Source organism: Streptomyces sp. S4.7, from assembly GCF_010384365.1.
Lineage (GTDB): Bacteria > Actinomycetota > Actinomycetes > Streptomycetales > Streptomycetaceae > Streptomyces.
In genome coordinates this window covers 2,233,746-2,254,420 of sequence record NZ_CP048397.1, presented here as the reverse complement: position 1 = coordinate 2,254,420, position 20,675 = coordinate 2,233,746, and the positions used below count along the sequence as shown (strand labels likewise).

Here is a 20,675-nt window from a genome sequence, read left to right as displayed (position 1 = left end):
TTTCGAGGGTGTGCGCCACCGCGCGCACCCCGCACCGAGGAGAAGAACCACTGGGCAAGCGACAGCCCGAAGGCCCACCGCCCGCGCCGGCGGTGCAGCGCATCCGACTGCGTTACACCAAGCGTGGCCGCCTCCGGTTCACCAGCCACCGCGATTTCCAGCGCGCCTTCGAGCGGGCACTGCGCCGCGCCGACGTCCCCATGGCGTACTCGGCGGGCTTCACCCCGCATCCGAAGGTCAGTTACGCCAATGCCGCACCCACCGGCACGGGCAGCGAGGCCGAGTACCTGGAGATCGCCCTCGCGGCGCCACGCGACCCGGACACCCTGCGCGAACTGCTCGACGAGTCGCTGCCCACCGGGCTCGACATCATCGACGCCGTCGAGGCCCGTACCTCGGGACTCGCCGACCGGCTCACCGCCTCGGAGTGGGAGCTGCGGCTCGACGGGGTGGACGAGGAAGAGGCCGGGCGCGCCGTGGCCGCCTTCCTCGCCGCCGAGGTGGTGGAGGTCGAGCGGCGCGCGAAGAACGGCATGCGCACCTTCGACGCCCGGGAAGCCGTCGTCGACCTGCGGACGCTTCCTCCACAGGCCGATAGGCCGCAGGGCGAGCGCTGTGCGATACTGCGGCTGGTTGTTCGGCACGTGACACCCGCCGTACGACCCGACGACGTCCTTTCCGGTCTCCGAGCTGTGGCCGACCTGGCGCCGCCGGTCCCCGCAGCGGTGACCAGGCTGGCGCAGGGGCTCTTCGACGAGGAGTCCGGAACGGTGACCGACCCGCTCGCGCCCGACCGCGAGGCAGTCACGGCAGGCCTGTCCATGGCCGCCGGACCCGCCGCCGCGAAGGCGCCGGAAGGTGCAGGTTCCGCGTAGGGACGGTTGTTGTAGCGCTGCCCTCGAACTGCCTCGGGAGCCACCTGGGTCGGGCGGCGCGCTGACCACGAAGACTTTCGCCAGGCCGTACGTACAAACGCGTACGAACGGAACCGGCGACCCAGACATAACAGCTCCTGTGCGGCGCCCGCGCCCCGGACGGCGGCATTCGCGCACTGGCGCGGGCCGCGGCCGGACCGGATCAAGGCGTGGCGCCCGGGAGCGTGACGGGAGAACCGCCCGCATGTCCCAGAACGAGCCCGGTACGAACCGGGACACCGAAGAAGAACTGAACAGCCCCAGCGACACGCTGCCGCCGCGCCGCAGGCGCCGCGCCGCGTCGCGTCCCGCGGGGCCGCCGTCCGCGGCGGCCGGGGCCGACGACGTGACGCAGGACGGCGCGGTCGAGCCCGCCGGCGAGCCGGTGGCCGAGGAGGCCGCGCCGCCGCGTGCCCGCCGCCGCGCCACCCGTAAGGCCACCGCTCCCGTGGAGATCGTGGCCGAGCCCGCACCCGAGGTCGCCGCGGCCGAGACGCTCGCCGAGCCGGCGGCGGAGGAGGTCGCGCCCCCGCGCGCCCGGCGCCGCGCGACCCGTAAGGTCGCCGCTCCCGCCGAGACGGTCGCCGAACAGGTCGTCGAGCCCGTGGTCGAGCCCGCCGCTCCCGCGGCCGTCGCCGCCCCGGAGCCCGCCGCCGAGCCCGTCGCCGAGGAGGCCGCGCCGCCGCGTGCCCGCCGCCGCGCCACCCGTAAGGTCGCCGCCCCCGCCGAGAGTGCGCCGGAGCCGGTCGTCGAGACCGCTCCCGAGTCGGTGGCCGAGGAGGCCGCGCCGCCGCGTGCCCGCCGCCGCGCGACCCGGAAGGTGACCGCACCGGCCACCACCCCCGCCGCCGAGGCGGACGAAGAGACCACGCAGGGCGAGACGCTGCCCGCGACCGCCGTCACGCAGATCACCGCCGACGAGGAGCGGGTCGAGGCCGCGGAGAAGGCCGCGACCCGTGGCCGCGGCCGCCGCAGGGCCGGTGGCGCGTCCGAGTCCACCGAGCCGAAGGCCGAGTCGAGTACGGAGCCGGCGCCCGCGCCGAAGACCGAGACGAAGCCCGAGCCCAGGAGCAGGAAGGCCGAGCAGCGCAACGGCTCCGGCCCCGCCGCCACGAAGGACGGCGAGACCGAGGCGCCCGAGCGGTCGCGCCGGCGTGCCAACCGGCCCGCCGTGGCCGTCTTCCAGGCGCCCGTCTTCGCCGAGCCGATGTTCCAGACCCCCGAGACGGCCGCCGCGATGGCCGCCGCCGGTGACGTCGAGGACGGCGGTGACGTCGACGATTTCGACATCGAGGACGAGACCACGGCCGCGCCCGCGCCCGAGCCCTCGGGCCGCCGTCGGCGCCGTCGCCGCGGTGAGTCCGCCGAAGCGGCCGAGCCCGCGCCCGCGCAGGCCCCCGCCGCCGAGCGGGACGCCGACGACGAGTCCGGCACCGAGCAGTCCGCCGAGGGTGACGAGTCCGATTCGGACGAGTCCGACGACTACGACCGTCCCTCGCGCCGCCGCCGCAGGGGCGGCCGCCGCCGTCGCCGCGGCGAGTCGGCCGAGGCCGACGAGCAGTCGGACGAACAGTCCGAGGACGCGCCCGAGGAGCGGAGCCGCGAGCGCGGCAGGAAGCAGGTGTCGCAGGAGGCTGCCGACACCGACGGCGACACCGCTGTCGAGGGCGACTTGGACGAGCAGGACGACGACGACTCCGCCGGCCAGTCGGGCGGCGGAAGCAGCAGCAGCCGCCGGCGTCGCCGCAGGCGCCGTCGCAGCGGCGACGGCGGCTCCGACACCGAGAACAACGGCGTGGACGACCCGGAGCGTACGGTCGTCAAGGTCCGTGAGCCGCGGGAGCGCCGTACGAAGGACACCGAGCCCGGCACCGGCGTGGACGAGGTCCAGTCCATCAAGGGCTCGACCCGTCTCGAAGCGAAGAAGCAGCGCCGCCGCGAGGGGCGCGAGCAGGGCCGCCGCCGTGTGCCGATCATCACCGAGGCGGAGTTCCTGGCGCGCCGTGAGGCCGTCGAGCGTGTGATGGTCGTCCGGCAGAGCGGCGAGCGCACCCAGATCGGTGTCCTCGAGGACGACGTGCTCGTCGAGCACTACGTCAACAAGGAGCAGGCCACCAGCTACGTCGGCAACGTCTACCTGGGCAAGGTGCAGAACGTACTGCCGTCCATGGAGGCCGCCTTCGTGGACATCGGCAAGGGACGCAACGCCGTCCTGTACGCCGGTGAGGTCAACTTCGAGGCGCTGGGCATGTCGGGCGGCCCGCGCCGTATCGAGACCGCGCTCAAGTCCGGCCAGTCGGTCCTCGTCCAGGTGACGAAGGACCCGATCGGTCACAAGGGCGCGCGTCTCACCAGCCAGGTCTCGCTCCCCGGCCGTTACCTCGTGTACGTCCCCGAGGGCTCGATGACCGGCATCAGCCGCAAGCTCCCGGACACCGAGCGGGCGCGGCTGAAGACCATCCTGAAGAAGATCGTCCCCGAGGACGCGGGCGTCATCGTCCGCACTGCCGCCGAGGGCGCGAGCGAGGACGAGCTGCGCCGTGACGTCGAGCGCCTCCAGTCGCAGTGGGAGGACATCCAGAAGAAGGCGAAGAGCGGCAACGCCCCGACCCTTCTCTACGGTGAGCCGGACATGACCGTCCGGGTCGTGCGCGACATCTTCAACGAGGACTTCACCAAGGTCATCGTCAGCGGTGACGAGGCGTGGCAGACCATCCACGGTTATGTGGCGCACGTGGCGCCCGACCTGTCCGACCGGCTGAACCGCTGGACGAGCGAGGTCGACGTCTTCGCCTCGTACCGGATCGACGAGCAGCTGATGAAGGCGCTGGACCGCAAGGTCTGGCTGCCGAGCGGTGGCTCGCTGGTGATCGACAAGACCGAGGCCATGATCGTGGTCGACGTCAACACCGGGAAGTTCACCGGTCAGGGCGGCAACCTCGAAGAGACCGTCACCAGGAACAACCTGGAGGCGGCCGAGGAGATCGTGCGTCAGCTGCGGCTGCGTGACCTCGGCGGCATCGTCGTCATCGACTTCATCGACATGGTCCTCGAATCGAACCGGGATCTGGTGCTGCGGCGGCTGCTGGAGTGCCTGGGCCGGGACCGTACGAAGCACCAGGTCGCCGAAGTGACGTCGCTGGGCCTGGTCCAGATGACCCGTAAGCGCGTCGGCCAGGGTCTGCTGGAGTCGTTCTCCGAGACCTGTGTCCACTGCAACGGGCGAGGCGTGATCGTCCACATGGAGCAGCCGACCGGCTCCGGTGGCGGTGGCGGCGCCGGCGGTGGCGGCAACGGCAAGCGCGCGAAGAAGCGCCGCGGCGGGTCCGGCGCGGACCACGACCACAGCCATGACCACGACCACGAGACGGCCGAGGGTCCGGCGGAGACCGAGTCCGAGGCCGAGGTCGCGGCGGAGGTCGCTACCCCGGTGGCGCTGCCCGCGCCGGAGTTCGTGCCCGACGAGGAGCTGTACAGCAGCGTCGCGGAGGCCGAGACGGCCGCCCGTGGCGGGCGTTCGCGCCGCCGGGCCTCGCGCAAGGCGTCGGCTCCGGCCGGTTCGCCGCGTTCGGCGGAGCCCGAGCAGCGGGTGCGCCCCGACGAGCAGGCGCAGGTGCCGGTCCCGGTCGCCTCGTCCGTGCCGGTGGCCGAACCCGAGGAAGTGGTGGAGGAGGCGGCCCCGCAGGGCCGCCCCCGCCGCAGGGCCACCCGTAAGGCGTCGGCTCCGGCCGGTTCGCCGAAGGCGGCCGGGTCGGACGAGGTCGCGGAGCAGGCGGCCGAGGTCGTCGTCGAGCAGTCGGCGGCGCCGGTCGCGGCGGAGCCGGAGGCCGTATCGGCCGAGCCCGCCGGTGACACGCCGTCCGGTGACACGCCGTCCGGCGACACGCCCGAGGCGGCACCGCCGCGGGCGCGCCGCAGGGCGACCCGTAAGGCGTCGGCTCCGGCCGGTTCGCCGGCGGGCGCCGAGGAGGGAGCGGTCCTCGTGGTGGATTCGGCGCCGGAGACGGCCCCGGCCCCCGCGGAATCGGCCGAATCCGAGGGACACGCTGATCGGTCCGACGGCGACGACAATGCGGAATCTTCCGCTCCGGCCAAGAAGGCGGCTCGAAAGACCGCCAAGAAGGCCACGGCCAAGAAGGCGGCGACGAAGAAGACGGCCGCCAAGAAGACCGCCGCGAAGAAGACCACCACCAAGAAGGCGGCCGCGAAGTCCGTGGCCAAGAAGACATCGGCTGCCGAACAGCAGTCGGCCCCGGCCGTGTCGGTCCCCACGGATGGCTGAGCTGTTCAGCTGAACGTTTGGTGACAGCCGGTTGATCGGCCCGTGCCCATCACTGTGAATCCAGTGATGGGCACGGGCTCTTCTGTTTCGGAATTGATGCGATTGCCGGTTAACAGGGCCGAAATTCGGTCGGAAATCCCTGATAATGTGACTGGCGGTCCCCGCCGTCGACAGTCTCCGCCCGGAACCTGCGGTCGGAGACCGGCCCGTCCAGGGACAGCGGTCCCACATTCCTCGGCAGGGCGTCGGCCAATCGCGCCGTAGGAGTACACGCGGCCTCGTGAGACGCCCGCTGCACTCCTGGCCTCTGCCACAGAGAGCTTTCGCGGTGTTCAAGGAGGACGACGTCCATGTCGAGCAGTGAAGTGCAGCCCATTCCCGCTGCCCGCCCCGTCATCGGGGAAGAGGAGATCGAGGCCGCTGTACGCGTACTGCGCACCGGCCGGGTCGTACAGGGCCCCGAGGTGGCCGCTTTCGAGGAAGGCTTCGCCGAACTCGTCGCCGGCCGCCACTGCGTGGCCGTGAACTCCGGCACTTCGGCACTCCATCTCCTGCTGCTCGCCCTCGGCATCGGCCCGGGCGACGAGGTGATCGTGCCGTCGTTCTCGTTCGCCGCGTCGGCCAACGCCGTCCGCCTCGTCGGCGCCGACGTCGTCTTCGCCGACATCGAGCCCGGCAACTTCGGGCTCGACCCGGCGGCCGTCGAGGCCGCGATCACCCCGCGCACCGCCGCCATCATGCCGGTGCACCTCTACGGCAACCCGGCGTCGATGGACAAGCTGATGCCCATCGCCGACAAGCACAAGCTCGCCGTCGTGGAGGACGCCTGCCAGGCGCACGCCGCGTCGCTGCACGGCACGCCGGTCGGCGCCTTCGGCTCCGGCGGCACCTTCAGCTTCTACCCGACGAAGAACATGCACTCCCTCGAAGGCGGCATGATCTCCACCGGTGACGCCGAGGTCGCCCGCACCCTGCGCCTGCTGCGCAACCAGGGCATGGAGCAGCGGTACGCGAACGAGATCGTCGGCGCCAACATGCGCCTCACCGACGTGGCCGCCGCCGTCGGCCGGGTGCAGCTCGGCAAGCTCGGCGGCTGGACCGAGCAGCGCCGCGCCAACGCCGCGTACCTGAGCGAGCACATCACCGCGCCCGGTGTGGTGACGCCGCCGGTCGCCGAGGGCGCGTACCACGTCTACCACCAGTACACCGTCCGGATCACCGGTGACCGCGACGCCGCGATGGCGAAGCTCACCGAGGCGGGCGTCGGCAACGCCGTGTACTACCCCACCCCCATCCACCGGCTGCGGCCGTTCTGGGAGCCGGACCAGAAGGCCGGCCGGAACTGGGACCTGCCGGAGACCGAGCGGGCCGCCGCCGAGGTCGTCTCGCTGCCCGTGCACCCCTCGCTCTCCAAGTCGGACCTGGAGCGAATCGTTTCCGCCGTGAATGAGCTGGGAGAGAACCTGTGACCACCGGGGGACTGCGCGCCGGCCTGATCGGCCTGGGCTCGATGGGGCGCCACCACGCCCGCGTACTGGTCGGCCTCGACGGCGTCACGCTCGTCGGTGTCGTCGACCCGCTCGGCGACAAGAACGGACTGGCGCAGGGCGCGCCCGTCCTCGCCACCGTCGAGGAACTGCTCGCGATCGGCGTCGACTACGCCGTCATCGCCTGCCCGACCGCCCTGCACGAGGAGGTCGGGCTCCAGCTCGCCGAGGCCGGGGTGAGCGCGCTCATCGAGAAGCCGCTGGCCGACACCGTCGACGGCGCGCGCCGTCTGGTCGAGGCGTTCGAATCGCGCGACCTCGTCGCGGGCGTCGGCCACATCGAGCGCTGCAACCCGGCGCTGCGCAGCCTGCGCTCCCGCCTGGAGGCCGGTGAACTCGGCGACGTGTACCAGGTGGTGACGCGCCGTCAGGGTCCGTTCCCGCACCGGATCGCCGATGTCGGCGTGGTCAAGGACCTCGCCACCCACGACATCGACCTGACCGGCTGGGTGACCGGCCAGACGTACACCTCGATCTCCGCCCACACGGTGTCCAAGAGCGGCCGTCCGCACGAGGACATGGTCTCCGCCGTGGGCCGGCTCTCCGACGGCACGATGGTCAACCACCTGGTGAACTGGCTGAGCCCGCTCAAGGAGCGCTTCACCTCGGTCACCGGTGAGCGCGGCTGCTTCATCGCCGACACGCTGACCGCCGACCTGACCTTCTTCTCCAACGCCGCGGTGACCACCGAGTGGGAGGCGCTGCGCGCGTTCCGCGGCGTCGCCGAGGGCGACATGATCCGCTACGCCATCCCCAAGCGCGAGCCGCTGCTGGTGGAGCACGAGCTGTTCCGCGACGCCGTGCTCGGGGAGTCGCACGACATCTGCACACTGCGGCAGGGGCTGCGAACGGTGGAGGTGGCAGCGTCCGTTCTGGAGTCGGCCGCGAACGGTCGCACAGTGGTTTTCGAGACGGGAGACAGCGCGAGCCATGTCGGCTGACAACTTGGTGGCACGGCGTCATGAGAGTCCGCGCGGGCGGATCGTGATGCTCGTCGACAACGGCGTGAACGGCGATTCGCGCGTACAGAAGGAAGCACGTTCGGCCGCGGCGGCCGGCTGGGACGTCGTTCTGCTGGGCAAGTCGCCGAACAAGACCGAGCAGACATGGCATCTCGGGGACGCCGAGGTCAGGCTGCTCCACGTGCCGGGTCCCATGCACAGGCGGCGCTACGAGTACCGGCGCGCGATCCTGCGCGCCCCCCTCGCCTACCGTCCGGGACCGCTCGCGGCCTACCGCACGCAGCGGATGAAGGCATGGCGCGCCGAGCTCAATCTGCGGCTGATCGAGGCGAAGCTGGCGGGCTCGACCTTCCGGAAACTGGCCTTGATCCCGCCGCGCGTCGCCTCCAATGTGCTGAGCAAGTGGGTGGGCCTGCGCGCGGGACAGGCGCGTTCCCTGGAGCGTCGCCGGAAGGACATGACGTCCTCGCTGGACCGCTTCTCCACCGCCTTCTGGCAGCGGACGATGGGTGTCCGCGCGTGGCGGCGGCTCGACCCGTTCCTGTGGGATCTGGAGCTGGCGTACGGCAAGGTCATCGACGCCCTCGAACCCGACCTGATCCATGCGAACGACTTCCGCATGATCGGTGTGGGCGCTCGGGCGAAACTGCGCGCCAAGGGCAAGGGCCGAGAGGTCAAGCTGGTCTGGGACGCACACGAGTTCCTGCCGGGCATCAAGCCGTGGAACCCGCACCCCCGCTGGCACATCGCCCAGTGCGCGCACGAGAGCGAGTACGCGAGGCACGCCGACGCGGTCACCACCGTCTCGGGGACGCTCGGCGAGATGCTCGTGGAGCGCCACGGTCTCCCCGCCACCCCGGAGATCGTGCTCAACGCCCCGGACGCGGAGATCTCCCCGGAGCAGGCCGCCGAGCCGGTGCCCGATCTGCGCGAGCTGTGCGGGATCGGCCCCGATGTCCCGCTCACGGTCTACAGCGGCGCCGCGGCCCCGCAGCGCGGACTCGACATCATGGTCGAGTCACTCCCGAGCCTGCCCGGCGTCCATGTCGCGTTCGTGGTGCTGCGGCCGGGCTCGGAGTACATGAAGTCGCTGCTGGTACGGGCGGCGGAGCTGGGTGTGACCGAGCGGGTCCACATACTCCCGTACGTACCGCACTACCAGGTCGTGCCGTTCCTCTCGGCGGCCGATGTGGGTGTCATCCCGATACACCACTGGCCCAACCACGAGATCGCCCTGATCACCAAGTTCTTCGAGTACTCGCACGCCAGGCTGCCGTTCGTGGTCAGCGATGTGAAGACGATGGGGGAGATGGTGGCGAAGACCGGGCAGGGTGAGGTCTTCACGGCCGAGGACGTCTCGGACTACGTGCGCGCGGCCAAGGCGGTCCTTGCCGACCCCAAGAAGTACCGGGACGTGTACGAGGACCGGGGTCTGCTCTCCGAGTGGACCTGGGAGGCGCAGGCCGAGATCCTCGACGGCGTCTACTCCCGGCTCCTGGGCCGTCCGCGCGGCGAGACCGGAGTCCCGGCGACTCGGGTGGCGGCATGAGCACCACGCCCGATGTGACGGTCGTGGTGGCGGTGTACAACACGATGCCGTACCTGACCGAGTGCCTGAACTCGCTCGTCGGCCAGACCATCGGTCTCGGCCGGCTGGAGGTCGTGGCCGTGAACGACGGCTCGACCGACGACAGCGGTGCCGAACTCGACCGGTTCGCCGAGTTGTACCCGGGCACCGTCAAGGTCATCCATCAGGAGAACAGCGGTGGCCCGGCGGCTCCGAGCAACCGCGCCCTCGAGGTCGCCACCGGCCGCTTCGTCTACTTCATCGGTTCCGACGACTACCTCGGTGAAGAAGCGCTGGAGCGCATGGTCGCCTGCGCCGACGAGCACGGCTCGGACGTGGTGATCGGCAAGATGGTCGGCACCAACGGCCGCTACGTGCGCCAGGCGATGTACAAGAAGAACGATCCGGACGTCAGCCTGTACGGCTCCGATCTGCCGTTCACCCTCTCCAACACCAAGCTCTTCCGGCGCGAGCTGGTGGAGCAGCACAAGCTGCGGTTCCCCGAGGACCTGCCGGTCGGCAGCGACCAGCCGTTCACCATCGAGGCGTGCGTGCGGGCCGCCCGGATCTCCGTCCTCGGCGACTACACGTACTACTACGCGGTGAAGCGCGGCGACGCGAGCAACATCACCTACCGAGCCGACCATCTGGCCAGGCTGCGCTGCACCACCCGCATCATGCGGCACGCGGCCGGTCTGATCGAGGCGGGTCCGCGGCGGGACGCCGTGTTCAAGCGGCACTTCACCTGGGAGCTGGCCAAGCTCGTCCAGGACGACTTCCTGCCGCTCGACCCCGGGACCCAGCGCGAGCTGTGCACGGGGATCGCCGAACTCGCCGACGACTACCTGACGGACGAGCTGCGTGACTCGCTCGACGTCAAGAGACGGGTGCGGATTCTGCTCGCACAGCGAGGTGCCCTGACCGAGCTCTTGAAGGCGATCTCGGACGAGGCCGAGCACGGTGCGCCGCCGTTCCTGCTCGACGGCGGGCGGGCGTTCGCCGCCTACCCCGGTCTGCGTGCTCCGGTCGTCCAACTGCCCGACCGGGCCTACGAACTGGTCGGGGAGGCGGTCCCCGGCCGGCTCGCCAACGGCACCCGGCTGATTTCGGCGGAATGGGAACAGAAGGGGACCGCGCTCTCCCTGGCCGTCGCCGTACGGATCGGTGTGATCGGAGACACGGACTCCGCCGTGATCCGGATGGCCCGGACCGCGATGCCGAACAGCGCGGACAAGGCGGCGGCACGCCGACTGCCCGCGGGGCACCAACTCCCCGACCCTGTGGGGGAGTTCAACCGTGTCTTGGAGCCCGGTGGCGGCGGCACCATACTCACCGCCCGGATTCCGCTTCCGGCGGTCAAGGTCAAGGGAGGCGTCCGTGTCTACGTGGACGTCGCCGGATCGACCTACGAGATCCCGATCCGTACGCAGGGTCTGCCGATGCCGCTGGCCCGCCGGTGGGGCGACACCGTCCCGTACCGGGCGTCGGCCAATGTGAATCCCAAGGGGCGACTGGTGATCACCACGGCTCCGCTGTGGGAGCCGACACCGTCCTTCCGCGCGCGGGTACGACGCCTGCTGCCCCGGTTCAAGAGGAAAGTAGTCCGATGAATATCTGTGTAGTCGCGCTCGGCAAGATCGGTCTGCCGCTCGCCGTGCAGTTCGCCGCCAAGGGCCACCGCGTCTTCGGCGCCGACGTCAACGAGAAGGTCGTCGAGCTGGTCAACGCCGGTACGGAGCCCTTCCCCGGCGAGCACGACCTCGACGTCAAGCTCAAGCAGACCGTCGACGCCGGGCTGCTGACGGCCACGACCGACACCGCCGCCGCCGTCGCGCAGTGCGACGCCGTCGTGGTCGTCGTCCCGCTCTTCGTGGACGCCGAGGGCGTGCCCGACTTCGGCTGGATGGACTCGGCGACGAAGGCGATCGCCAAGGGCCTCAAGCCCGGCACCCTCGTCAGCTACGAGACCACCCTGCCCGTCGGCACCACCCGCACCCGCTGGGCGCCGATGCTCCAGGAGGGCTCGGGGCTCACCCCCGGCGAGGACTTCCACCTCGTCTTCTCACCCGAACGCGTCCTGACCGGCCGGGTCTTCGCCGACCTGCGCCGCTACCCCAAGCTCGTCGGCGGCATCGACGAGGCGTCGGCCAAGCACGGCGTCGACTTCTACGAGGCCGTGCTCGACTTCGACGTACGCGAGGACCTGCCGCGCGAGAACGGCGTGTGGGATCTCGGCACCGCCGAGGCGTCCGAGCTGGCCAAGCTCGCCGAGACCACGTACCGCGACGTCAACATCGGCCTGGCCAACCAGTTCGCGCGCTTCGCCGACCAGAACGACATCGACGTCAAGAAGGTCATCGAGGCCTGCAACAGCCAGCCGTACAGCCACATCCACCAGCCCGGCATCGCCGTCGGCGGCCACTGCATCCCGATCTACCCGCGGATGTACCTGTGGAACGACCCGGCGGCGACCGTCGTGCGCTCGGCGCGCGAGGCGAACGCCGCGATGCCCGAGTACGCGGTGGACCTGCTGGCCGCGGCGTACGGCGACCTGACCGGCGTCAACGTGCTCGTGCTGGGCGCGGCCTACCGCGGCGGCGTGAAGGAGACGGCGTTCTCCGGTGTCTTCCCGACCGTCGATGCGCTGCGGGCGCGCGGCGCCGTGCCGTACGTCTCCGACCCGATGTACACCTCCGAGGAGCTGACGGCGCACGGCCTGCCGCCGCACGAGGGCCAGAAGGTCACGGCGGCCGTGCTCCAGGCCGACCACGCCGAGTACCGCGATCTGAAGCCCGCCGACCTGCCCGACGTCACGGTGCTCGTCGACGGCCGGCGCACCACCGACCCGGACGCCTGGCGCGGTGTTCGCCGCGTCGTCATCGGCGGCTGACGCTCCGCACGGAACCGCAAGAGGCCCGAACCGCAAGCCGGTTCGGGCCTCGCGCCGTATCGGCGCCGACGCCTGCGCGCGCTCCGTCAGGATCACGCGCGCTCCGTCAGGACGCCGTCCTTCTCGTCGTGCAGCGCCCCGGTCCTGGGGCACTCCCACACCCCGGGCCCCCCGGCCCGCTCCACGAGCTTCACGCCTGCCCGCCCGACCCAGCCGATCCGGTGGGCCGGGACACCCACGACCAGCCCGAAGTCCGGTACGTCCCGGGTGACGACGGCCCCGGCCGCGATCATCGCCCAGCGCCCGATACGCACGGGCGCGACGCAGACCGACCGGGCGCCCAGCGAGGCACCCTCCGCGATCCTCACACCGACCGCCTCCCAGTCGGAGCCGCGCTTGAGCTTGCCGTCGGGGTCGACGGAGCGGGGGTTCAGATCGTTGGTGAGGACGACGGCGGGCCCGATGAAGACACCGTCGGCCAGCTCGGCGGGCTCGTACACCAGCGCGTAGTTCTGGATCTTGACGTTGTCGCCGATCCGCACCCCGGTCCCGACGTAGGCACCACGCCCCACCACACAGTTCTCACCCAGGCGCGCGTTCTCCCGGATCTGCGCGAGCTCCCAGACGCTGCTGCCGTCACCGACCACCGCGGTCTCGTCGACCTGGGCGGTTGGCTGGACCCTGTAGTTCACGCTGCTGCCTTTCGGATGCCCGAGCATGTTTGACGACGGTTGAGCATACGTCCCGGTGCGGGCCCGGCTACGCCTGCGTCCCGTCCCCGTCCCGCCGGAGCGCCCACCGCATCCTCGGTTCCACGGCGTACCGGAACAGCCGCTGTACGGGCGGCGTGCACAGCGCCGTCACCAGCAGCGCGGCCGCCAGCGTCACCGCGACCCGGCCCGGTGGGGTCTCCAGGAAAGGGTCGTCGTAGCCGCCGAGGTACCGGGCGCCACGGATGAAGAAGCCGTGCAGCAGATAGCCGTAGAGCGTGCCGGCGCCCAGTGCGGTCATCCACAGGCGGCGGCGCGGGACCCAGGCCAGGAAGCACGCGCCCAGCACGATCGCGGCGGCGAACAGCAGCAGGGTCATCGCCGCGCCGGTCCACACCGGCTCGTTCAGCTCGCGGGCGCTGTAGCTCCTGAACAGCCACGAGGTGGTGACACGCGGGACCGACCAGTACGCCACCAGCAGGGCGGCCAGAAAGACAGGCAGCGCGGCGGCCCGTACCCAGGCGCGGCGCAGATACGCGAAGTGCTCGGGGCGCAGTCGCAGTCCCAGGACGAAGAACGGCAGGAACTGCAGGACACGCATGAGCTGGAGGTCGTCCCCGATCCCGGTCGACATCGAGGCGAGCGCGGCGATCGCGAGGGCCAGCGGCACCGGCCACCGGACCAGCTGCCAGAGCGGCGCCGTGATCCGCCACAGGAACAGGGCGGGCAGGAACCAGAGGATCCAGTACGGGTCGGCGGGCGTCAGCGGGAAGCCGGGGTCCTCCACCGCGCGGTGGAAGAGCGTGTACGCCACCTCGAAGACGGCGTACGGCACCAGGACCCCGGTGACCAGCCGCCACAGCCGCTTCGGGCTCAGGTCGAAGCCGCGCGAGAAGTAGCCCGCGAGCACGATGAAGACGGGCATGTGGAACGCGTACACGAAGGTGTAGAGGGCCTCGACTACCCGCCCGCTGCCCGGCAGCGGCTCCCACGCGTGCCCGACGGCGACCAGCGCGATGGCCAGGTACTTCGCGTTGTCGAAGAACGGATCCCGCTCCACGGCACCGGCACCGCCGCCGACGGGAGCGGAGTCGGACGACGGGCTTCCGGCCCGGGCCGGCGAGAGGGGTGAGACCATCACGACACCCTAGGGGGTGTCCCGGCCCCCACCTGGTTTGACCCCCCACGCGGCCGCCCCGTACTCTTGACCGTCGGCGTGTTTCTGTGCGCGCCTACTCCTGAGCACCTCACCTTCCGGTGGCTGTCCTCGACGCCGTCGGCGGAGGCCGCTCGTCACCATCCGGTTGCGGCGGCTGGCTTCAGGAGTTCCGTTCCGAGCGAGAGTGAGATCCGCGTGTACGCCATCGTGCGCAGCGGTGGTCGTCAGCACAAGGTTGCTGTTGACGACATCGTTGAGGTTGACAAGATTCCCACTGCCAAGGTTGGCGACACGGTCGAGCTCTCGACCCTGCTCGTGGTCGACGGCGACGCCGTGACCAGCGACCCGTGGGTCCTGGACGGCATCAAGGTCACCGCCGAGGTCGTGGACCACCACAAGGGCGCGAAGATCGACATCCTTCGCTACAAGAACAAGACCGGCTACCGCCGTCGTCAGGGTCACCGCCAGCAGTACACGGCGATCAAGGTCACCGCTATTCCCGCGGCCGCGAAGAAGTAAGGGACTGAGGAGACATGGCACACAAGAAGGGCGCATCGTCCACCCGTAACGGGCGCGACTCGAACGCTCAGCGGCTCGGCGTGAAGCGCTTCGGCGGTCAGGTCGTGCTCGCCGGTGAGATCCTCGTCCGTCAGCGCGGCACCCACTTCCACCCCGGTTCGGGTGTGGGCCGTGGTGGCGACGACACGCTGTTCGCCCTCGCCCCCGGCGCGGTCGAGTTCGGCAAGAGCCGTGGCCGCAAGGTCGTGAACATCGTTCCGGTCGCCGAGTAACTCGGTACCCGTAGAGCGAATTCGATCGGTTCCTCGCGAGGGCGGACCTCACTTCCCGTAGGGGAAGCGGGTCCGCCCTTCGCTTGTTGCAACCGTTGAAGTCAACGCAGGACTTTCCGTATGTACTGGAGGCACCACCATGACCACCTTCGTGGACCGCGTCGAGCTGCATGTCGCCGCGGGTAACGGGGGCCACGGCTGCGCCTCCGTCCACCGTGAGAAGTTCAAGCCCCTCGGCGGACCCGACGGCGGCACCGGCGGCCGGGGCGGCGACGTCATCCTGGTCGTCGACCAGTCGGTGACCACGCTGCTCGAATACCACCACTCGCCGCACCGCAAGGCCACCAACGGCAGGCCCGGCGAGGGCGCCAACCGTTCCGGCAAGGACGGCCAGGACCTCGTCCTGCCCGTCCCGGACGGCACCGTCATCCTCGACAAGAAGGGCAACGTGCTCGCCGACCTCGTCGGTCAGGGCACCACCTACGTCGCCGCCGAAGGCGGTCGCGGCGGTCTCGGCAACGCCGCTCTCGCCTCCGCCCGCCGCAAGGCCCCCGGCTTCGCGCTCCTCGGCGAGCCCGGCCGCTCCGGCGACATCGTCCTGGAGCTCAAGACCGTCGCCGACGTCGCGCTCGTCGGCTACCCGAGCGCCGGGAAGTCGTCGCTGATCTCCGTGCTCTCCGCGGCCAAGCCCAAGATCGCCGACTACCCGTTCACGACGCTCGTCCCCAACCTGGGCGTCGTCACCGCGGGTTCGACCGTCTACACCATCGCGGACGTCCCCGGTCTGATCCCGGGCGCCAGCCAGGGCCGCGGCCTGGGCCTTGAGTTCCTGCGCCATGTGGAGCGCTGCTCGGTCCTCGTGCACATCCTGGACACCGCCACGCTGGAGTCCGATCGCGACCCCATCTCCGACCTCGACACGATCGAGGAGGAGCTGAAGCAGTACGGCGGTCTCGACGACCGCCCGCGCATCGCGGTCCTCAACAAGATCGACATCCCGGACGGCCTGGATCTGGCCGAGATGATCCGTCCCGAGCTGGAGGCGCGCGGCCTGCGCGTGTACGAGGTCTCCGCCGTGGCCCGTACCGGCCTCAAGGAGCTCTCCTTCGCCCTCGCCGAGATCATCGCCGCCCAGCGCGCGGCGAAGCCCGTGGAGGAGGCGACCCGGGTCGTCATCCGGCCGAAGGCGGTCGACGACTCGGGCTTCACCGTCTCGCTGGAGGAGGACGGCCTGTACCGCGTACGGGGCGAGAAGCCCGAACGCTGGGTCAGGCAGACGGACTTCAGCAACGACGAGGCGGTCGGCTATCTCGCGGACCGGCTCAGCAGGCTCGGCGTCGAGGGCGAACTGATGAAGGCCGGGGCCCGCTCCGGCGACGGCGTGGCGATCGGCCCCGAGGACGACGCGGTCGTCTTCGACTGGGAGCCGACCGTGATGGCCGGCGCCGAGATGCTCGGGCGGCGCGGCGAGGACCACCGGCTCGACGCGCCGCGGCCCGCCGCCGTACGGCGCAGGGACCGGGACGCGGAGCGGGACGAAGCGGACAAGGAGTACGACGACTTCAAGCCGTTCTAGCGGTTCCGGGCGGACTCCGTCCGGCTCGGGTCCGCTTCCGTAAGGGTCGATTTCGAGCAGTGATCGAGGGGTCACGCACCGCACGCGACAGGGTCGCGGTCCACTCCGTCCGGAGCGGGCCGCGACCTTTGTCGTGCCCGGACCGCGCGACGCGACGGCTGGCCGAAACCCATCTACGGGTATTGAGTGATATGGGCGGAATAATGAGTCATGCGGTTTCTTTGCAAGTGCTCGCACAACCGTCGGTCGGCTTCGCCCGTCCTGCATGTGGGGGCGGCCGGGGGCCGCGGGAACCCGTCCGGACCTGAAGGGGAACTTGGGAATGACCGCCCGGGATTCCGAACACCGAACGGAGCGTTGATGAAGATCTCCTTCCTCATCCACACCATCTATGGCATCGGCGGCACCATCCGCACCACGCTGAACCTCGCGGAGGAGTTCGCCGAACAGCATGAGGTGGAGATCGTCTCGGTCTTCCGGCACCGGCCCGTCCCGCTCTTCGACGTGGACCCCCGCATCACCCTCGTACCGCTCATCCACACCTGGAAGGAGTCCCCGGCGCACGAGAAGGACCATCCGCTCCATCTCCAGCCCGCCGAGTACTTCCCGCGCAACGAGGCGCGCTACCGCGAGTACAGCAAGCTGACGGACGAGCGGGTCAGGGACCACTACGCGGGCTCGGACGCCGACGTCGTCATCGGGACCAGACCCGGACTCGCCGCGTACGTCGCCCAGTTCGCCCCCGCGAGCGCGGTGCTCATCGGCCAGGAGCACATGACGTACAACCATCACAAGCCCGCGCTGCGCAACGAGATGTACCAGCACATCGACGCGCTCGACGCCTACGTCACCGTCTCCGAGGGCGACGCCGCCGTCTACCGCGCGCAGATGCCGCTGCCCGCGACCCGTGTGCTCGCCATCTCCAACAGCGTTCCCGAGCCGTCCATCCAGCCGTCCACGGGCTCCGGCACCACGATCGTCGCCGCCGGCCGGCTCTCCTCCGAGAAGCAGTACAGCGTGCTCGTCGACGCCTTCGCCAAGGTCGTCGCCGAGCGCCCGGAGTGGGACCTGAGGATCTACGGCGGGGGTCCGGAGAAGGAGAACCTCCGTAAGCAGATCGACAAGCTCGGTCTCTACAACAGCGTGCGGCTGATGGGCTCGGTCTCGCCCATCGAGCCGGAGTGGGCGAAGGGCGCCATCGCCGCGTCCACCTCGCGCCACGAGTCGTTCGGCATGACCCTCGTGGAGGCCATGCGCTGCGGCCTGCCCGTCGTCAGCAGCGACTGCGACTACGGCCCCCGGGAGATCCTCCAGCCCGGTGTGGACGGCCTGTTGGTGCCCGTGTCGGACCCCGACGCCGTCGCGCGGGCGCTGCTGACCCTCATCGACGACGAGCCGCTGCGCCGCCGGATGAGCGCGGCGGCCGTGAAGAACGCCTCCCGGTTCGACCCCGGCCAGATCGCCAAGAAGTACGAGGAACTCTTCGGCGAGCTGCGGACCGTCTCCGCCCAGCGCGCGGCCGTGGGTGACTTCGCGCCGGTCGCCGACTGCGTGGTGGAGTCCGGCGGCGCGGTGGCCTTCTCCCTCGTCGCCCCGCAGGCCGCGGCGGTCGTCCACGAGGGCCTGAAGCTGGTCTGTGTGCGCTCCGACATCCGTACCCAGGAGCGTGTCTTCCCGATGTCCGGCAACGGCACGGTCACGATTCCGGCCGACGCCGCGTTCACCGAGGGTGTCTGGGAGTGCTTCGCCGAACTCCCGGAATCCGGACGGCGGGTACGGATCGGCGCCCGCTCCATCGACCAGCGCGGCGCGATGAGCGCCTGCGAACGCGCGCGCGAAGGCGAGCCCGTCCACAATCTCGTCCCGTACGCGACCCGGCCCCAGAAGCAGCTCGCGCTGCGCTCGTGGGTCCGGCCGATCCACGCGGAGGCCGGTGACATCAGGGTCGACGGCAAGCGCATCACGGTCGCGGGCGAGCTGTTCGGCGCCGGTGTGATGGTCCGGGACCCGTCACTGGTGGTACGCCGACGGGGCAAGCCCGCCGAGGAGTTGACGTACGCGGGCAGCCGGCAGGGGGAGCGCGGCTTCCGTTTCACCTTCCCCGTCTCGGGACCGGCCGGGCGCCAGATCGCCAGGTCGGAGTCGTGGGACCTGCTGCTGAAGTACGCCCCGGACGCGGCGCCCGTGAAGGTCGCGCGGGTGCTCGACGACGTCGTGGAGAAGCGGCCGATCTACGAGTACCCGGTCACGGAGGTGCGCAAGAGCAGGCCCTGGGGACCGTTGCGCAGAGTGGTCCGTAAACTGAGGAGCCGGCCGGCCCAGTGGGTGCGGGTGCGGATCATGTACATGGGGACCAACGACCTCATCGTCAACGTCGCGGACGCACCGCGGAAATAGCGCGGGACCTCGGAAAGCACGCAAACGGGCTGACGGGCAGGGGATTTCCCTTACGTAGTACTTACACCGCGATCGCGAAATAGCGGACGCGAAGTAGAGGTCCCGTGGAGGTACATACCGGTCCGGCGTGCCGATGTGGTGTCGGTCACGCCGCACTTGGCCGGATGACGCCCCAATGTGGCTGGCCAAAGGGTAAACAGATGGTTTCCTGTGGGTGAGGGGCATCCGGCGTCCGCCTTGCGAGACGGTCACGGAGAGTGCGACTATCACAGCGTCCCCCACTCGTCTCAAGGTAGGTCGTTCTGTGTCTGTGCCGCATGCAGCCCATCCCCGCACCACGGCAGTCGTGCTCGCCGGTGGTACCGGCCAGCGCGTGGGCCTGTCGATCCCCAAGCAGCTGCTGAAGATCGCGGGGAAGGCTGTCATCGAGCACACGCTGTCGATCTTCGAGCAGTCGGATTCGATCGACGACGTGATCGTGCTGATGGCACCGGGTTTCGTGCCCGACGTGGAGAAGATCGTCGCCAAGGCCGGTCTCACCAAAGTCACGAAGGTGATCGAGGGCGGCCAGACCCGGAACGAGACCACCGAGCGTGCCATCTCGGCCCTCGGCGAGGGCCTCGCGGAGGGTGAGGACCGCAACGTCCTGTTCCATGACGCCGTCCGTCCGCTTCTGTCACAGCGTGTCATCAAGGACTGTGTGGACGCGCTCGACCGCTACGAGGCCGTCGACGTCGCGATCCCCTCCGCCGACACCATCATCGTGACCCGCACCCACGGCGGTGACGGCGAGTTCATCACCGAGGTCCCCGACCGCTCCCGGCTGCGGCGCGGCCAGACGCCCCAGGCGTTCAAGCTGTCCACGATCCGCAAGGCGTACGAGATCGCCGCGGGCGACCCCAACTTCCAGGCCACCGACGACTGTTCGGTGGTCCTGCGCTATCTCCCCGACGTGCCGATCTATGTGGTCGCGGGTGACGAGTACAACATGAAGGTGACGCAGCCGGTCGACGTCTTCATCGCCGACAAGCTGTTCCAGCTCGCCTCCACCGCCGCCCCCGTCCAGGCGGACGAGGCGGCCTACCGCGAACTGCTCTCCGGCAAGACCCTGGTGGTCTTCGGCGGTTCGTACGGCATCGGCGCCGACATCGCCGCCCTCGCCGAGCGGTACGGCGCGAAGGTGTACGCGCTGGGCCGCTCCACCACCGGCACCCATGTCGAGAACCCGGAGCACGTCGACGACGCGCTGTCGAAGGCGTACTCGGCGACCGGCCGGATCGACTACGTGATCAACACGGCGGGCGTGCTGCGTATCGGCAAGCTGGCCGAGACGGACAACACGACGATTCAGGAAGCTCTGAACGTCAATTACCTGGCGCCCGTCCAGATCGCCCGCGCCTCGTACAAGTATCTGGCCGAGACCAAGGGCCAGTTGCTCCTCTACACATCGAGCAGCTACACCCGCGGTCGCGCCGAATACAGCCTCTATTCGTCGACCAAGGCGGCCATGGTGAATCTCACCCAGGCCCTCTCGGACGAATGGGCCGGAGACGGCATCCGGGTGAATTGCGTCAATCCGGAACGCACCGCGACCCCGATGCGGACCAAGGCTTTCGGCAGCGAGCCCGCGGGCTCGCTGCTGTCCTCCGAGGCGGTGGCCCGTACGTCGCTCGACGTTCTGCTGTCCGAACTCACCGGCCATGTGATCGACGTACGGCAGCAGGACCCGACCCGGGAGGCCTCCGCTGCCGGCTCGGGATTCGAGCAGGCGCTGGCCTCGGTCCTTGACCGTCAGGAAGATGTGTAATAATTCTCCACAAGTTTGCATTCACGGGCCTCTGCGTTCACCTATTCGGTGAATTGCAGAGGCCCGTGTGCGT

The 20,675-nt window shown here is 70.2% G+C and carries 14 protein-coding genes; 12 read left to right on the top strand and 2 right to left on the bottom strand.

The genetic code is table 11. From position 1 onward, the window contains the following. The first annotated feature begins 92 nt into the window (after window positions 1-92). The 7 genes from SSPS47_RS09930 (at window position 93) to SSPS47_RS09900 (ending at window position 12,162) form a co-directional block, all read left to right on the top strand. On the top strand, window positions 93-875 hold the full coding sequence (locus SSPS47_RS09930) for a TIGR03936 family radical SAM-associated protein (RefSeq protein WP_164250334.1): 783 nt from the start codon (window positions 93-95) through the stop codon (window positions 873-875). Between the two features lie 244 nt (window positions 876-1,119). Further along, window positions 1,120-5,196: an Rne/Rng family ribonuclease gene (locus SSPS47_RS09925; RefSeq protein ID WP_164250332.1), complete on the top strand. Its 4,077-nt coding sequence runs from the start codon at window positions 1,120-1,122 to the stop codon at window positions 5,194-5,196. A gap of 350 nt (window positions 5,197-5,546) precedes the next feature. Next, complete coding sequence (locus SSPS47_RS09920) at window positions 5,547-6,665, top strand: DegT/DnrJ/EryC1/StrS family aminotransferase (protein WP_164250330.1); 1,119 nt, start codon at window positions 5,547-5,549, stop codon at window positions 6,663-6,665. Further along, window positions 6,662-7,684 carry a Gfo/Idh/MocA family oxidoreductase gene (locus tag SSPS47_RS09915; protein ID WP_164250328.1) on the top strand — a complete coding sequence of 341 codons (1,023 nt, stop codon included), beginning with the start codon at window positions 6,662-6,664 and terminating at the stop codon, window positions 7,682-7,684. The genes SSPS47_RS09920 and SSPS47_RS09915 overlap by 4 nt, the downstream gene beginning before the upstream one ends. After that, window positions 7,674-9,254 (top strand): glycosyltransferase family 4 protein, encoded by a 1,581-nt coding sequence (locus SSPS47_RS09910; protein ID WP_239064830.1) that lies wholly within the window; start codon window positions 7,674-7,676, stop codon window positions 9,252-9,254. The genes SSPS47_RS09915 and SSPS47_RS09910 overlap by 11 nt, the downstream gene beginning before the upstream one ends. Next, on the top strand, window positions 9,251-10,882 hold the full coding sequence (locus SSPS47_RS09905) for a glycosyltransferase (RefSeq protein WP_164250326.1): 1,632 nt from the start codon (window positions 9,251-9,253) through the stop codon (window positions 10,880-10,882). Before SSPS47_RS09910 ends, SSPS47_RS09905 begins: the two co-directional genes overlap by 4 nt. Next, window positions 10,879-12,162: a nucleotide sugar dehydrogenase gene (locus SSPS47_RS09900; protein WP_164250324.1), complete on the top strand. Its 1,284-nt coding sequence runs from the start codon at window positions 10,879-10,881 to the stop codon at window positions 12,160-12,162. Before SSPS47_RS09905 ends, SSPS47_RS09900 begins: the two co-directional genes overlap by 4 nt. Window positions 12,163-12,254: 92 nt before the next feature. Here the strand turns inward: SSPS47_RS09900 and SSPS47_RS09895 are convergent, their stop codons facing one another. Together SSPS47_RS09895 and SSPS47_RS09890 are read right to left on the bottom strand one after the other, a co-directional pair. Further along, a complete protein-coding gene (locus SSPS47_RS09895; protein WP_164250314.1) occupies window positions 12,255-12,854 on the bottom strand; it encodes an acyltransferase in 600 nt (199 codons plus the stop codon). 67 nt (window positions 12,855-12,921) lie between these two features. Continuing rightward, window positions 12,922-14,010, bottom strand: coding sequence for an acyltransferase family protein (locus SSPS47_RS09890; protein ID WP_164250312.1), 1,089 nt, complete (start codon window positions 14,008-14,010; stop codon window positions 12,922-12,924). Window positions 14,011-14,226: 216 nt separating this feature from the next. Here SSPS47_RS09890 and rplU point away from each other — a divergent pair, with 216 nt between their 5' ends. The 5 genes from rplU (at window position 14,227) to SSPS47_RS09865 (ending at window position 20,602) form a co-directional block, all read left to right on the top strand. Further along, on the top strand, window positions 14,227-14,550 hold the full coding sequence (gene rplU, locus SSPS47_RS09885; RefSeq protein WP_147873018.1) for a 50S ribosomal protein L21: 324 nt from the start codon (window positions 14,227-14,229) through the stop codon (window positions 14,548-14,550). Between the two features lie 14 nt (window positions 14,551-14,564). Then, complete coding sequence (gene rpmA, locus SSPS47_RS09880) at window positions 14,565-14,822, top strand: 50S ribosomal protein L27 (RefSeq protein WP_078077376.1); 258 nt, start codon at window positions 14,565-14,567, stop codon at window positions 14,820-14,822. Between the two features lie 139 nt (window positions 14,823-14,961). After that, window positions 14,962-16,398, top strand: a complete 1,437-nt coding sequence (gene obgE / locus SSPS47_RS09875; protein ID WP_164250310.1) for a GTPase ObgE — start codon at window positions 14,962-14,964, stop codon at window positions 16,396-16,398. Between the two features lie 360 nt (window positions 16,399-16,758). Further along, a complete protein-coding gene (locus SSPS47_RS09870; RefSeq protein WP_164250308.1) occupies window positions 16,759-18,795 on the top strand; it encodes a glycosyltransferase family 4 protein in 2,037 nt (678 codons plus the stop codon). 304 nt (window positions 18,796-19,099) lie between these two features. Then, entirely contained in the window at window positions 19,100-20,602 is a 1,503-nt protein-coding gene (locus SSPS47_RS09865) for a bifunctional cytidylyltransferase/SDR family oxidoreductase (protein WP_164250307.1), read from the top strand. The last annotated feature ends 73 nt before the right edge of the window (window positions 20,603-20,675 follow it).